The sequence below is a fragment of the Arthrobacter sp. SW1 genome (assembly GCF_001766675.1).
Taxonomy (GTDB): domain Bacteria; phylum Actinomycetota; class Actinomycetes; order Actinomycetales; family Micrococcaceae; genus Arthrobacter.
In genome coordinates this window covers 94,343-107,609 of record NZ_MJLT01000067.1, presented here as the reverse complement: position 1 = coordinate 107,609, position 13,267 = coordinate 94,343, and the positions used below count along the sequence as shown (strand labels likewise).

General features: G+C 66.5%; 13 protein-coding genes and 1 riboswitch. Of the genes, 7 read left to right on the top strand and 6 right to left on the bottom strand.

The features are described from left to right. Window positions 1-37: 37 nt before the first annotated feature. Window positions 38-793 (bottom strand): GntR family transcriptional regulator, encoded by a 756-nt coding sequence (locus BIU82_RS17500; RefSeq protein ID WP_070350727.1) that lies wholly within the window; start codon window positions 791-793, stop codon window positions 38-40. Window positions 794-1,355: 562 nt separating this feature from the next. Further along, window positions 1,356-1,469, top strand: a riboswitch (SAM riboswitch). 10 nt (window positions 1,470-1,479) lie between these two features. On the opposite strand from BIU82_RS17500, the gene BIU82_RS17495 reads away from it, so the two are divergent. From BIU82_RS17495 to BIU82_RS17485, 3 genes are read left to right on the top strand one after another with little or no spacing between them, the layout of a single operon-like run. After that, window positions 1,480-1,743: a DUF1737 domain-containing protein gene (locus tag BIU82_RS17495; protein ID WP_070350726.1), complete on the top strand. Its 264-nt coding sequence runs from the start codon at window positions 1,480-1,482 to the stop codon at window positions 1,741-1,743. After that, window positions 1,740-2,150: a rhodanese-like domain-containing protein gene (locus tag BIU82_RS17490; protein ID WP_070350725.1), complete on the top strand. Its 411-nt coding sequence runs from the start codon at window positions 1,740-1,742 to the stop codon at window positions 2,148-2,150. The genes BIU82_RS17495 and BIU82_RS17490 overlap by 4 nt, the downstream gene beginning before the upstream one ends. Further along, a complete protein-coding gene (locus tag BIU82_RS17485) occupies window positions 2,151-3,359 on the top strand; it encodes an O-succinylhomoserine sulfhydrylase (RefSeq protein ID WP_070350724.1) in 1,209 nt (402 codons plus the stop codon). It begins immediately after the preceding gene. On the opposite strand, the gene BIU82_RS17480 is transcribed toward BIU82_RS17485, so the two are convergent. The 3 genes from BIU82_RS17480 to BIU82_RS17470 all read right to left on the bottom strand — a co-directional run bounded on the left by BIU82_RS17480 (window position 3,360) and on the right by BIU82_RS17470 (window position 7,037). Beyond that, window positions 3,360-4,628: a glutamate--cysteine ligase gene (locus BIU82_RS17480; RefSeq protein WP_070350723.1), complete on the bottom strand. Its 1,269-nt coding sequence runs from the start codon at window positions 4,626-4,628 to the stop codon at window positions 3,360-3,362. A 39-nt stretch (window positions 4,629-4,667) separates the two neighbouring features. After that, a complete protein-coding gene (locus BIU82_RS17475) occupies window positions 4,668-5,423 on the bottom strand; it encodes a carbon-nitrogen hydrolase family protein (protein ID WP_083292416.1) in 756 nt (251 codons plus the stop codon). Window positions 5,424-5,513: 90 nt separating this feature from the next. Continuing rightward, window positions 5,514-7,037, bottom strand: a complete 1,524-nt coding sequence (locus BIU82_RS17470) for a UDP-N-acetylglucosamine 1-carboxyvinyltransferase (protein ID WP_070350722.1) — start codon at window positions 7,035-7,037, stop codon at window positions 5,514-5,516. 204 nt (window positions 7,038-7,241) lie between these two features. Here BIU82_RS17470 and BIU82_RS17465 point away from each other — a divergent pair, with 204 nt between their 5' ends. Together BIU82_RS17465 and BIU82_RS17460 are read left to right on the top strand one after the other, a co-directional pair. Beyond that, window positions 7,242-8,183 (top strand): WXG100 family type VII secretion target, encoded by a 942-nt coding sequence (locus BIU82_RS17465; protein WP_070350721.1) that lies wholly within the window; start codon window positions 7,242-7,244, stop codon window positions 8,181-8,183. A 101-nt stretch (window positions 8,184-8,284) separates the two neighbouring features. Further along, complete coding sequence (locus BIU82_RS17460; protein ID WP_070350720.1) at window positions 8,285-8,635, top strand: hypothetical protein; 351 nt, start codon at window positions 8,285-8,287, stop codon at window positions 8,633-8,635. Between the two features lie 88 nt (window positions 8,636-8,723). Here BIU82_RS17460 and BIU82_RS17455 read toward each other — a convergent pair whose 3' ends face one another. Then, on the bottom strand, window positions 8,724-9,794 hold the full coding sequence (locus tag BIU82_RS17455; protein ID WP_139146677.1) for a CU044_5270 family protein: 1,071 nt from the start codon (window positions 9,792-9,794) through the stop codon (window positions 8,724-8,726). Beyond that, entirely contained in the window at window positions 9,754-10,359 is a 606-nt protein-coding gene (locus BIU82_RS17450) for an RNA polymerase sigma factor (RefSeq protein WP_253182834.1), read from the bottom strand. The genes BIU82_RS17455 and BIU82_RS17450 overlap by 41 nt, the downstream gene beginning before the upstream one ends. Before the next feature lie 145 nt (window positions 10,360-10,504). On the opposite strand from BIU82_RS17450, the gene BIU82_RS17445 reads away from it, so the two are divergent. Together BIU82_RS17445 and BIU82_RS17440 are read left to right on the top strand one after the other, a co-directional pair. Beyond that, window positions 10,505-12,664, top strand: a complete 2,160-nt coding sequence (locus BIU82_RS17445) for a penicillin acylase family protein (protein ID WP_070350718.1) — start codon at window positions 10,505-10,507, stop codon at window positions 12,662-12,664. Next, window positions 12,661-13,251 carry a GNAT family N-acetyltransferase gene (locus tag BIU82_RS17440; RefSeq protein ID WP_070350717.1) on the top strand — a complete coding sequence of 197 codons (591 nt, stop codon included), beginning with the start codon at window positions 12,661-12,663 and terminating at the stop codon, window positions 13,249-13,251. Before BIU82_RS17445 ends, BIU82_RS17440 begins: the two co-directional genes overlap by 4 nt. The last annotated feature ends 16 nt before the right edge of the window (window positions 13,252-13,267 follow it).

The window sequence follows — 13,267 nt, the reverse complement described above, 5'->3', positions numbered from 1 at the left end:
CTGCCCGGGCCAATCCAGCCGGACCTTCCAGCCGGACCTACGCCGTGTGCACCCGAACCAGGGACGTGCGCTGCTGGACGCTGTTGTCCACCGTGAAGTTGGTCAGTTCGGGCAAGTAGCGGTCATCCGAGTATTCGAGCTTCCGGCCATCCATGGACAAGGACACGCGCCGTTCGCGCAGCAACGGAATGCCGGGCTCCCGCTCCAGGAGTTCGGCATCCTGCGCGTCAGCGGCCACGGCGTCGATGGTGTGCCGGGCCCGGCTCAGGTCCACACCGTGGCCCTTCAGGTAGGCGAAGATCGAGCCCTCGTCCGGGTCGAAATCGAACAGCAGGCGCCCCACCTCCAGGATGAAGGACGTCCGTTCGATCATGGCCGGCACCCCGTCCAGCGTCCGCAGCCGCAAGACCTCGACGACGGCGTCCCCCGCGTCCAGCTCCAGCTGCCGTGCCGCTTCGGCCCCGGCTGTCCGGCGCGCGACTTCCAGCGTCCGCTGGCCCGGCACCTTACCGATGGCGTGGGCCCATTCGGTGAAGGACATGAAGGTGGAAAAAGACTGGGAATGCACCTCGCCACGGACCATCGGCGGTTTGCCGCGGCCACCCGTCACAGCTCCTTCGGCCCGCAGCGCGGCCAAGGCCTGGCGCACCGGACCGCGGGACGTGCCGAATTCGCGGCAGAGTTCTGCTTCGCTGGGCAGTTGCGAACCCGCCGCCCATACCCCGCTGCGGATCCTCCCACGGAACTCCTCGCTGAGGCGTTGGTGCAGGGGAAGATTCGCATTGGTGTCCACGCCGCTGATGATACAAGTCCGAATTGTCGCGATGGCCGGAATTCCGGCCCACCAGATGAATTCGAAGTGAACTGAGTCCCTGAGTGGGACCCGACAGGCGCAACTTGTATGCCTAACACGAAAGCAAGGGTTGCCGGGAAGTAGTGGCCGGATGTCCCCGCTGTTACGTATCCGGAACTGCATGGTTGTGGCGCTCCATCCCAGTTGCAATCCGATTCCGGGCCCGGCCGCGTCCGACTTCCGCGACTTTCCGGGGACCCGCTTCACTTAGCTCGGAGCAAGCGGGAAGGAAGGTCGGCCCTGTGGCTCCGGAATCGCCGGACAGGAGCAACGACACCGCCGCCGTACCGCCAACCCCGCCGGACATGTCCAGCCCTGGGTTCGGACAATGAACATAGGGGTCTTATGTCCTTTCCTCGTGGTCGGGAGTGGACATGTCCGGCGCGCTCCCGAGGACATGTCCGGCCGGCCCAGCGGGAAACGAACATGTCCATTCCCCGGTTACGGAACATGACGGCAAGCGAACTGCGGGCTGTCGGCGGCGGATGTTATTTTCTTAGGGAGTAATGAGCACCAGCGCGAAGCCCTGACTTGCTGGTCGGCAACCCTCTCTCCCGGCGGGGTGCCTCAGGTGACTACTCGGCGTATCGACACATTCGAACTGCAAGCGTGACTGAGGAGCACCAATGCCTGAACCAAGCGAAGAAAAACTCTCCTACCGGCTGATCACGGGCCCTGACACCCGCGAGTTCTGCGAGCGGATTTCCGCCGCCCTCGCCGACGGCTACGTGCTGCACGGCAGCCCGGCAGCAACCTTCAACGGCACCAGCGTGATCGTGGCACAGGCAGTCATCCTGCCCGCCGCCGTCGCGAGTGCTGACGCCGCGGTGGCCACCGCCGTCGACGAACTCGAAGGCTATGACGAGGAAGCATACGAGGGGCACGCATGAGCTACGCCGGAGACCTGACCCCGCAGGACGCCTGGGCCAAACTCGAACAAGGCGCCATCCTGGTGGACGTGCGCACCGAAGCCGAGTGGGCGCACATCGGCATCCCGGACACGAAGGCCACGGACAACGATCCTCTGTTCATCCAGTGGAACTTCGCCGGCGGCATTCCCAACCCGGATTTCGTCGAGGAACTCAGGCAGCAGGCGCCGGAGGACACCTCGGTGGAGCTGATCTTCCTCTGCCGTTCCGGCCAGCGCTCCATCTCCGCCGCCATTGCCGCCACCCAGGCCGGGTACACCGCGTACAACGTGCTGGAAGGCTTCGAAGGGGAGCCGGACCGCTACGGCGAACGCACCGTGAACGGCTGGAAGAACCGCGGACTGCCTACGAACCTGGGGACCATCTAAGTGACATTCAATCCCGACGCCGCCACCTGGAGCCCCGACACCCAGGCCGTGCGCGGCGGCCTTGACCGTACCAACTTCCAGGAGACGTCCGAGGCCGTTTTCCTGAACTCCGGCTTCGTTTACGAGTCCGCGGCCGCCGCGGAACGCGCCTTCACCGGCGAGGACGAACGCTTCGTCTACTCCCGCTACGGCAACCCGTCCGTGGCCACCTTCCAGGAACGCCTCCGCCTGCTCGAAGGCACCGAAGCGTGCTTCGCGACGGCGTCCGGCATGTCTGCAGTGTTCACCGCCCTGGGTGCGCTGCTGGCCGCCGGCGACCGCGTGGTTGCCGCCCGCTCGCTGTTCGGCTCCTGCTTCGTGATCCTCAACGAGATCCTGCCGCGCTGGGGCGTGGAGACAGTTTTCGTGGATGGACCGGACCTGGAGCAGTGGCGCGAGGCCCTGTCCGAGCCCACCACCGCCGTCTTCTTCGAATCGCCCTCCAACCCGATGCAGGAGATCGTGGACATCGCCGCAGTCAGCGAGCTGGCCCACGCAGCCGGCGCTACCGTCGTCGTCGACAATGTCTTCGCCACTCCCCTGCTCCAGCGCTGCGGTGAGCTCGGCGCGGACGTGATTGTCTACTCCGGCACCAAGCACATCGACGGCCAGGGCCGGGTGCTGGGCGGCGCCATCCTGGGCACCAAGGAATTCATCGACGGTCCGGTCAAGCAGCTCATGCGCCACACCGGCCCCTCGCTCTCCGCGTTCAACGCCTGGGTGCTGACCAAGGGCCTGGAAACCATCGGGCTGCGCGTCAACCACTCCTCGGCGTCCGCGCTGAAGATCGCCGAATGGCTTGAGCAGCAGCCGGCCATCAGCTGGGTCAAGTACCCGCTGTTGAAGTCGCACCCGCAGTACGAGCTCGCAGCCAAGCAGATGAAGGCCGGCGGCACCGTGCTGACCTTCGAGCTGAACCCCACGGGCGGCCGCTCGGCGAAGGACGCCGCGTTCGCGCTGCTGGACGGCCTGTCCGTCATCGACATCTCGAACAACCTGGGCGATTCCAAGTCCCTCATCACCCACCCGGCCACCACCACGCACCGCGCCATGGGTCCGGAAGGCCGCGCGGCAATCGGCCTCAGCGACGGCGTGGTGCGCCTGTCCGTGGGCCTGGAGGATGTGGACGACCTCATCCGTGACCTCGAGAAGGCCCTCAAGCAGGTCTAGCTAAATCCCCTCGCCGTAGCCTCCCGCCCCGCGCCAGTCCTGCCTCACCCAGGTGAGGACCGGCAGGGAGGTGGTGTCGGATTCCGGTGCGGTTTCCGGCATCGTCTCCCGGACGGCGTGGCGTACGACGGCGGCCAGCGCGGCAGCGTCCGGCCGGTCGCCGTCGTGCCCGTTATGGACGCCGGCGATCCGGCGCTGCTCCATGGCACCGTTCCCGCGCTGCAGGATCGCGCCGATGCCCGCTTGCGCGAGGTCCAGCTCGCCCTGTTCGGCGAGCACCGGTTCCAGGTATTCGACAAGGGACCAGACGACGTCGGCGGCCGGGGCCGGGCGGAACGTCCCGAAATCCAAGAGCTCGTTGCGCAGGCCGAAGTTGCTGGCCTGCCAGGACGCCATGCGCAACAGGGTGCTGGGGACGGACGACGGTTCGATTCCGGACTCCGCTTCCCGGACGGCTGTTTCCACCAGAGCCCGGACCAGCACCGCGATCAGTGCGGCATCCTCCGAGCGCAGGCACACATCCGCCACCCGGACCTCCACGGTGGGGTTGTTGCGGGAGAGCCGCGCATCGAAGTAGACCATGCCTTCATCCAGCAGTACTCCGGTATCGATCAGCCGGCTCACCAGGCGGCGGTAGCTGGCCAGCGACCCGAACACCGCGGTGGGGCCGGAGGACGGCCAGCGGTTCCAGGCCTGGGTGCGGTAGCTCTCGAAGCCCGTGACCAGGCCCCGCCAGTACGGCGAGTTGGCGCTGATCGCGGTGAGCACAGCCAGTTTGTCCCGGATCCGGTCCAGGACCACCACACCTTCCTCGGGCGATTCGATGGAGGTGTGCACATGGAAGCCGCAGGTCAACTGCTCATGGGCGGTGATCCCGAAGCGCTCCAGCATCATGGCGTAGCGCGGGTCCGGGGTGGTGTGCGTAGCCGAATCCACGGGCGAGGTAGCCAGGGCGGCGATCCGTGCACCGTGCTTGCGGGCGGCGTCGCTTGCCATGGTGCGGCCGCGGCGGATCTGGCGCAGGAGCCCGGAATAGCTGTGGCACGGACGGGTTTGGGTTTCGATCTGTTCCAGCTTGAGCTCGTGGCTCAGGCCGGTGCGGGTCTTGGGGTGGCCTTCCGGCGTTTCGCTGTCCGCATCATCCGACTCCTCCGGGGACCCGCCGTCGCTGTTCGCTGAACCGGCCAGGAGCGCATCGGCCAAGGCTAATGGCTCGCCGCTCGCGGGATCGACGATCAACAGTTCCTCTTCCACACCGAAAGTGCGCACAAAACCATTGTGCGCCACGGCGCTGGGGGCGGAACAGGGTCAGCGGTACGTGAGCAGTGCCTTCGGTTCCAGGGTGGCGAGCGCAATGGCCGAACCGTTGCCGGCTGTCTGGCTCACCGCGAGGCCGTCCGGACCCCAGGTACCGCTGAGCCCGCACGAGCTTCCGATGCCCGTTTCGCCACCCAGGTTCGCGAGGATACCGAACATGCGGTGGTCCATGGCCCGCGAGCCCAGGTGAAGGCCGAGCCGGTGCTCTTCGCCCTCAACATAGACAGCCGAAACCGCATAAATATCCGCCCCGGCGTCGGCCGCTGCCTGGGCATGCGCGGGAACTGCGGCGTCAAAGCAGATGGCAAGCGCGATCTTCCAGCCATCAAGTTCGAGAAGGGCCGGTCCGTCTCCGGGTTCGAACAGTTCCCGTTCGGCTCCATGAAGGTACGTCTTGAACACAGGCTGTTCTTCCCCGTCGGGCCCAATGACGACGGACGCCAACCTGGGTGTCCCGTCGTTGTCACGCAGCGCAGCTCCGACCACCGCGGTAGTCCCCGTCTGTGAGCATGCCTCGCGAAGTGGTGCGAGCCGCTCGTCGCCCGGAACAAGCCAGGCCCCGTCACCCCCGTCGGCGGCCAACAGCTCCAGCTCGTAGCCGGTGAGGGACAGTTCAGGGAACAGGACCAGGCGGGCACCCATGGAATGCGCGTCCACAAGGTGGCGGACATGTCCGGGAACGTTGGCGGAAATCCCGCCGTCCAGGGGCTCGTACTGAACAGCGGCAACAGTCAGGGCAGCGGTCACCACGCCATCGTATGGAGATCCTCCCGCACATGGGAAATACCGGCGGCGTCCCTGGGCGTTCCTGCCCAGGGACGCCGGCCGGGCGCCGGCCTAGTCCTGGAAGTACTCGATCTTGGCGCCGATGGTGTTGAGCCGCTCGGCCAGGTCCTCGTAGCCGCGCTCGATCACGTAGATGTTGCGCAGCTCGGAGGTGCCGCGGGCCGCGAGCATGGCCAGCAGCAGGCAGGCTGCGGGACGGAGGGCCGGCGGGCAACCGATCTCGGCGGCGCGCCACTTGGTGGGGCCGTTGACGTAGATGCGGTGCGGGTCCAGCAGCTGCACCTGGGCGCCCAGGCGGTTGAGCTCGGTCAAGTAGATGGCGCGGTTTTCGTAGACCCAGTCGTGGATCATCGTCTGGCCCTGTGCGTTGCCCGCGATCACCGCGAAGAACGGCAGGTTGTCGATGTTCAGGCCCGGGAACGGCATGGGGTGGATCTTGTCTTCGGGCGCACGCAGCGTGGACGGCTTGGTGGTGACGTCCACCAGGCGGGTGCGGCCGTTGCGCGCGAAGTATTCGCCGGACACGTCCAGTTCCTGGCCCATCTGTTCCAGCGTGGCGAGTTCGATTTCCATGAACTCGATCGGCACCCGGCGGATGGTCACCTCGGAGTTGGTCACGATGCCTGCGGTGATGAGGCTCATCGCTTCGATCGGGTCCTCGGACGGGTAGTACTCGATGTCCACGTCGATCGCCGGGCGGCCGGTGATCCGCAGCGTGGTGGTCCCGACGCCGTCGATCACCACGCCCAGCCCCTGCAGGTAGAAGCAGAGGTCCTGGACCATGTAGTTGGGGCTGGCGTTGCGGATCACGGTGGTGCCGCGGCGGTGGGCGGCGGCCATGATGGCGTTTTCGGTGACGGTGTCGCCGCGTTCGGTGAGGACGAAGGAACGGTCGTGGTCGTCGGCGGGCGGCGCCTGGACCACGTAGAAGCCTGAGGTCGCCTCCACGGAGAGACCGAACTGGCGCAGCGCCTGCATGTGCGGTTCCACGGTACGGGTGCCAAGGTCGCAGCCGCCGGCGTAGGGCAGCTTGTATTCGGAGGCCTCATCCAGCAGCGGGCCGAGCAGCATGATGACGCTGCGGGTGCGGCGGGCGGCGTCCACGTCCATGGACGCGAGGTCCAGGGTTTCGGGGCGGCGGATGCGAAGATCGTTGCCGTTGAGCCAGGTGCATTCGACGCCGATCGACGTCAGGACCTCGACGATCCGGTTAACCTCCTCGATCCGCGCCAGGCGGCGCAGCGTGGTGGTGCCGCGGTTGATCAGGCTGGCACAGAGGAGGGCGACGCCGGCGTTCTTGCTGCTGTTGACCTCGACGGCGCCGGAAAGGGTGCGGCCGCCTTCCACCCGCAGGTGGGTCATCTGGGGCTTGCCGACCTTGACGATGCTGCGGCCGAAAATCGACTCGAGCCGTTCGATCATTTTCAGGCTGAGGTTCTGTTTTCCCTGCTCCATGCGGGCAATGGCGCTCTGGCTGGTGCCAAGCTCGGATGCGAGCTGGCCCTGGGTCCATCCCTTCTCACCGCGGGCGTCGCGGAGGAGGAGACCAACATGTTCGGCGGTCGGCTGAGTCATATCCAGAAAATATCACAGATGATCTACTCGACCGCAGGTTTTGGTCATACTGGCGGGTATGGCGTGTCGATAGTCACGTCGTGCGATATACGACGGCGGCCGTCAGTCGGGCGCGAAAGTTCCGCATGGTGCGGGAACTTCTCCCCATTGCCCGCTTCCGCTGTTCCTCCAAGGATTGGAACAACGGACACGCGGAGGAACACCATGGCCTTCTACGGCGCAGACATCGAACAGCTCAAGAAGCTTTCCACATCCCTTGCCAGCGGCGCCGAAAGGATTTCCGGCAAGGCACGGGAGCTCGACGCACTCATCAACAAGGGATCCTTCTGGCACGGACAGGATGCCAAGCAATTCTCGGCGGATTGGCACGGCCGTTTCCGCCCTCTCCTCGAGAAGGCTTCACAGGGCCTTGCGGACGCGTCGAAGGCGGCACTGAAGAACGCCGACGAGCAGGAGAAAAGCTCCGGGGCTTCCAGCGGCAGTATCCAGTCGGCCATGGGACCGGGTACGGCCCGGCCCGCGCCGTACGATCCTGGCCGCCCTACTCCCGAAGAAATCCTGGAAAAGTACCAGGTCAGCGACGCCGAAACGACGGAGTGGCCAGGCGACTGGGATCCGCTCCGCTTCGTGACAGATCAGCGGACGGTCACCGAGAAGGAGGCGGAGCTGCTCAACGGCCTGGGCCCGTTTGAGCTGAATGACTTCAAGAACATCCATGACGACGCTTTCACCGTGGCGGATGAACGTTTCCCCAGCTCTGACAGGAACGATGACCACAACGATGCCTTCCGGCACGCCTACTGGAATGCCCTCATGACCCGGGAGTTCGGCGTCGACTGGGCCGAAGACTACGCCACGGCGCATGAACAGCTCCCCGGCAACCCCGGCCCCCGCGAGGCCATGGACCTCTACAACAACGAAGTAGGTCGCAACATCGCCGTCGCCAACCCGGACGCCAGTCCGGAGGAACTCGCTGACCTTGTGGAGGAAGCGGTGAGGAATGGCGATACCGTGGTGGTGGGTGAGGACCTTCTGCCCCATCCCTCCAATGAGGTGGAGCCGGGTCAAACCGGCGACGCCGGCCAGGCCCCTCCGGTTGACGGCCACGATCCGAAGTTCAACGACGAGTCGAGGACCACGTCATGACCCTCCCGAACACTGTCCGGCCGATGACCCGCCGAACCGCCGCCCTGCTGTTCGGAACCACTTTGATCTGCGCCTTGGGCGCTTGTTCTCCAGGAGGAACCATGCCCGAATCCAACGAGAAACTGGACAGCAGTGTCCTGGAAGCCGCCCGGAACGGTACCGAGCTGCGCCTGGCCGACGCCACGGACTTTGACTGGGACCAGGCGGGCTTCGTAACCGAGGGAACGCCCGCCGCGGAAATCGAATCCGCTTTCGGAGAGGCCCTCACCAAGGAGAAGCGGTACACCGCGTCGCCGGCGCTCTTCGTCTTCCTGAAGGACGGCAAAGTAACCAAGGCCGTGCGGATCACCGCAGACGCGTTCTCCGCGAGGGAGTCGAAGACCAAGTACGGCCACGACGTCTCCCTGGTGCCGGTGGAGGGGCGCAGCGGATACCTGAACTGGCGGGAATAGCACCTGCCGGTTGAGCCGACGACGGCGCCAGGGCCCCGGACGCGTAGTGCGTCCGGGGCCCTGTTCGTGTTGGCTCAGTTGTGGTCGGCTAGGGTGCCGAGTCCACCACGGAGGTCTTGATGGCGGTCCACGACTGGACGGTCCCCGCCGGGGCGCCCGGATAATCCTTCAGCAGGATGTCCCGTTCGCCGATCACCAACCCGGTCGAAGGGTCGATAATGATGTCGTCCCGTGAGCCTCCGCCGGGAAGGGGCATGCCAATGGCTATCCCCTTCCTGCCGTCAACAGTCGCCTGCTTATCGGCCATGACCACGCCCGGAATCAATGCCGCAGCTTTGTACATTGCCGCCCGCAGGTCGGCAGGGACCGCCCCCATGCGAAGCCCGTCGGAGATCGTCACAAAGGCCTCAAGCTCCGGAGTCTTGCCTGCTCCCTTGGTCCGCTCGTAGATGAGATCCAGGAGCTTCTGTGGATCCCTGGGGAGGCTGGCGGCATCCTTGAGGGAAGTGCCGATCAGAACCTGCGGTTCATGCCCTAAGAACGCTCCTCCTTTCGCACGCAGCACCCCGCCGGCTTGTGGATTGAACTCACCGTTCGGAGTTCGTTCCGCCTTCTGCTGCGCGTACATGGCCAGAATGTCAGCTTTCGATTCTTCGTCCTGGAATTCCACGGGGTTCCGTTCTTCGCGGTTCCACACCCATTCGGCGGACAGATCTGCCGGTATATAAAGCTGGCCGTTCTGGGTTGACTTCCAGAAAATCTGTTTACCGCTCGAGTTGACCAGACTGCCCCCGTAAACCGCCTTCGTATCAACCTTCAGATACTGTCCCGGCTTCACCACCGGGTCCGACGTCTTGATGGTGGCGGCCGCCGCTTTGTTCAGCACCTCCGCGGCTTCCGCGCTTGCACCACCCTTGGAGGCGGGAATCAGAACATCGGCCGCCACAGTCCCGCCAACCAACACAAGCGCGGCCGCAGCGGCAAGCGTAAACCGTCGCGTCACAACACGCCGCCGGCGCGATCCGTCGTCGGGCATTGCACCGGAGCCCGGGTCAATCTTCCGTAGAAGGGCATTCCGTCCACGCGCCAGGGTTGCCGGCGGCGGGGTTCCAACGTCGCTACGCATTTCGCGGAGCAGCTGCAAGTCGTCCATGATCATTGTCCGTTTCTTCAAGTTCGTCAGAGGTCGCCGGCGCCAGGCCGGTGCGGAGGATGCGCCGGGCGCGGCTCAGGCGGGAACGCACGGTCCCGACGGGGACGCCCATGGCGTCGGCGATGCCTTCGTAGCTGAGGTCGGCCCAGGCGTAGAGGAGGAGGGTGTCTCGGTCGATCGCCGGCATGGCCTTCAAGCGCTTGGCCAGCTTGGCCGTGGCCGCCGCGGCATCCACCTGCGCAGCGACGCCCTCCGTGCTGTCCGCTCCGGCCTCGCGTGGTGCGGACCGGGCCATGGCTTTCAGCAATCGGGCTTCGGCCCGGTGGTGCCGGCGCAGCAGGTTCGTGGCGATCCCGAACAGCCACGGCCGCGCGTCCTCTCGGGCCTCGTCGAAAGAATCCAGGCACTCGAAGGCCACCAGGAAAGTCTCGGAGGTGACGTCGTCGGCCACGAAATCACCGGCGCGGCGGGCCGCATAGCGGTAGATCACCGAGGCATGCCGGTCGTAGAGCGCGGCGAACTCGGCGGGGCTGTCCCGCGAGCGCCTGATGATGTCTCTGTCTGTGTTCACACCTTGTATTGCCCGATCCCGGAGAAAAGGTTCACGGAAATTTCAGTCTCCCCCACAAACGTCACGGAACCCGGCCGGTTTGGCATACGCGCGCGCCGCCGCTTACGCTCAGATTAGGTAAGCCTAAGCTAAGAAATCGAGTGTCATGTCCTCCACACGTCCCGCCGACGGGCCCGCGGTCTTCCGCGATTCCTGGGGCATCCCCCACCTGTGGGCCGAAACCGCCGGCGAACTCGCCTTCCTTCAGGGCCGCAACGCCGCGGCAGACCGCTCCTGGCAGATCGAGCTGGAACGCCGCCGCTCCGAAGGCCGCACCGCAGAAGTCCTGGGCGCCGATGCCCTCCTTTGGGACCGCTTCGCGCGGCAGGCCCGCCTGGATGACACCGCCCGGCGCTGCTTCGACGCGCTCGACGCCGGCACCCGGCTTTGGCTCGAGGCGTACGTTGACGGGATCAACAGCGCGCTAAACGACGGACTGCGCGGCGGCCCGGAGTTCGACGCAGCGGGCACAGCGCCTGAACCGTGGAATCCGTGGACCCCGATGGGCGTCTTCCTGGTCCAGCACATCCTCTTCTCCACGTTCCCGAACAAGCTGTTCCGCGCCCACGTGGCCGCCACCCTCGGCCCGGACGCCGTGAAGCTCTTCAGCATCGAAGCCCCGGTATGGTCCGGCAGCAACGCCTGGGCCGTGCACGGATCGCGGACGACTACAGGGTCGCCGCTGATCGCCGGCGATCCGCACCGGCTCCTCGAACTTCCCGGCGTCTACCAGCAGGTGCGGCTGGCGTGCCCGGAGTTCGACGTGGTCGGCTTCGCGTTCCCGGGCGTCCCCGGCCTGCCGCACTTCGGCCACACCGGCAAGGCTGCCTGGGCCATCACCAATGCGATGGCGGATTACCAGGACCTGTACGTCGAGGAACTGCGGCGCTCCGGCAACACGGTGGAAGCCCGCGGCCAGCTCGGCTGGGAGCCGGTCGCCGTGCACCGGGAGACCATCGCAGTACGGGGCGGCGCCACCGAGGAGATCGAGGTCCTCGAAACGGCCCGCGGCCCCGTGATCGCGGCGGTACCGGGCACCACCGAAAACAACACAGAGCGCCTCCTCAGCCTGCGCATCCCGGCCCGCGCCGAGTCCCGGCTGGGTTTCGAATCCCTCCTGCCCTTGCTCCGCAGCAGCACCGTGGACGACGTCGAATCCGCCCTCGCCGACTGGGTGGAGCCAGTGAACAGCGTGGTCGCCGCAGACACGGCGGGCCGCGTGCGGCACTTCCTGGCCGGCGTCGTGCCCCGACGGAACCCGGAGAACCGCAAGCTGCCGGTACCCGCATGGTCGGCCGAAAACCAATGGGACGGGCAGGTGGAACTGCCGCGCCGCGACGTCTCCGATGTGGCCGTCAGCGCCAACGACCGCACGGCCGCAGGATGCAGCACCGGCGCCGGAAACCACATCGGCATGGAGTTCGCCCCGGCCCACCGCGCCCGCCGGATCACCGAGCTGCTGGACACAGAGCAGCCCCTCAGCGCGGACCACATGCAGGCCGTCCATTCGGACACCCTGCTCGGTTCGCTGCCGCCGTTCCGTGCGCTGCTGGAGTCCCTTGAGCCCGGAACGCACGACGCCGGCGGGCCGGGTTCCGCGATCCTGTCGCCGGACGCGGCGGTACTGCGGGAGCGGATCCTGGCGTGGGACGGCCGCATGGACGCCGGCAGTGCCGGGGCAGGAGCCTTTGCTGCGTGGCGCTCAGCCTTGGTCCGGCGACTGGCAGCGCACCCTGCGTTGGCTCCGCTCGCCTCCCCTCACGGCTACTCACCGTTGTTCGGGCCGTGGCTGTCCGTCGTCTCCCGGGTGGGCTTCGCCGTCGAGACCCTGCTGGCGCGCGGCACCGAACTGGGCATCGACGTCGCTGGCGAAGCGGCCGGTGCGCTGGAAGGAGCGGTGCGTGGCGCCGTCGGGAGCTGGGGCTCCATACACACGCTGCTGCCCGTCCACGAACTTCCCGGCGGGCTGCCCGCGGGCCTGAACGACACAGAGCTTTCCGGCGACACCAACTGCGTCCTGTCCATGGAAAGCCTGCCCGGCGTGGAGGACCGGAGCTTCCGCGGCTCCGTGGCGCGCTACGTGTGGGACCTGGCGGACCGCCGGAACAGCCGGTGGATCGTGCCCTTCGGCGCCTCCGGCGTCCCCGGCGATCAACATTTTGCGGACCAGCTTCCGCTGTGGGCCGCGGGCGGACTCGCCCCGATCGACACCGACTGGGACAAGCTCGTCCCCGAAACCACCGCCGTCTTGGAAAGGACCCCATGAGCACCGTCGCAAGCACAGACTTCAGCCTCCGCGACGCCGTCCACAGCGAAGAGCACCCTTGGGGTTCCGTACGGATCGTTCCGCTGCGGCCCGAGGAGGACATCGAGCTGATCTACGGCTGGGTCAAGGAAGAACGCGCCCGGTTCTGGGGCATGCTGGAGCACAGCCGCGAAACCGTCCTGGAGATCTACCAGTTCCTCGACTCACTGGAGACGCACCACGCGTTCCTGGCGCTCCTGGACGGCAAGCCCGTGGCCCTCTTCCAAACGTATGAGCCGCTGCACGACCCCGTCAGCGAGGCCTACCCTGCCCGCGCCGAGGACTTCGGGATGCACCTGCTCCTGGCCCCGGCTCAGCAGCCGGTGCCAAAGTTCACCCCGAGGCTGGTCAGCGTGCTGCTGCGCTACATGTTCGCCGATCCGGCGATCGACCGCGTGGTGGTGGAGCCCGACGCCCGCAACGAGAAGGCCATCCGCCGGCTCAGGACCACTTGCTTCGAGCTCGGTCCCACGATCCAGCTGGCCGAAAAGGAAGCCCAACTGGCCTTCCTGACGCGGGAGCGCTTCGAGAACGCGCCGGCGGTTTAGGGACTGCCGCGGAGGC

Coding starts and splice junctions, on each gene's coding strand:
- BIU82_RS17495 (WP_070350726.1), top strand. CDS start 1,480: ATGCCTGAACCAAGCGAAGAAAAACTCTCCTACCGGCTGATCACGGGC.
- BIU82_RS17490 (WP_070350725.1), top strand. CDS start 1,740: ATGAGCTACGCCGGAGACCTGACCCCGCAGGACGCCTGGGCCAAACTC.
- BIU82_RS17470 (WP_070350722.1), bottom strand. CDS start 7,037: ATGACTCAGCCGACCGCCGAACATGTTGGTCTCCTCCTCCGCGACGCC.
- BIU82_RS17465 (WP_070350721.1), top strand. CDS start 7,242: ATGGCCTTCTACGGCGCAGACATCGAACAGCTCAAGAAGCTTTCCACA.
- BIU82_RS17460 (WP_070350720.1), top strand. CDS start 8,285: ATGCCCGAATCCAACGAGAAACTGGACAGCAGTGTCCTGGAAGCCGCC.
- BIU82_RS17455 (WP_139146677.1), bottom strand. CDS start 9,794: ATGATCATGGACGACTTGCAGCTGCTCCGCGAAATGCGTAGCGACGTT.
- BIU82_RS17445 (WP_070350718.1), top strand. CDS start 10,505: ATGTCCTCCACACGTCCCGCCGACGGGCCCGCGGTCTTCCGCGATTCC.
- BIU82_RS17440 (WP_070350717.1), top strand. CDS start 12,661: ATGAGCACCGTCGCAAGCACAGACTTCAGCCTCCGCGACGCCGTCCAC.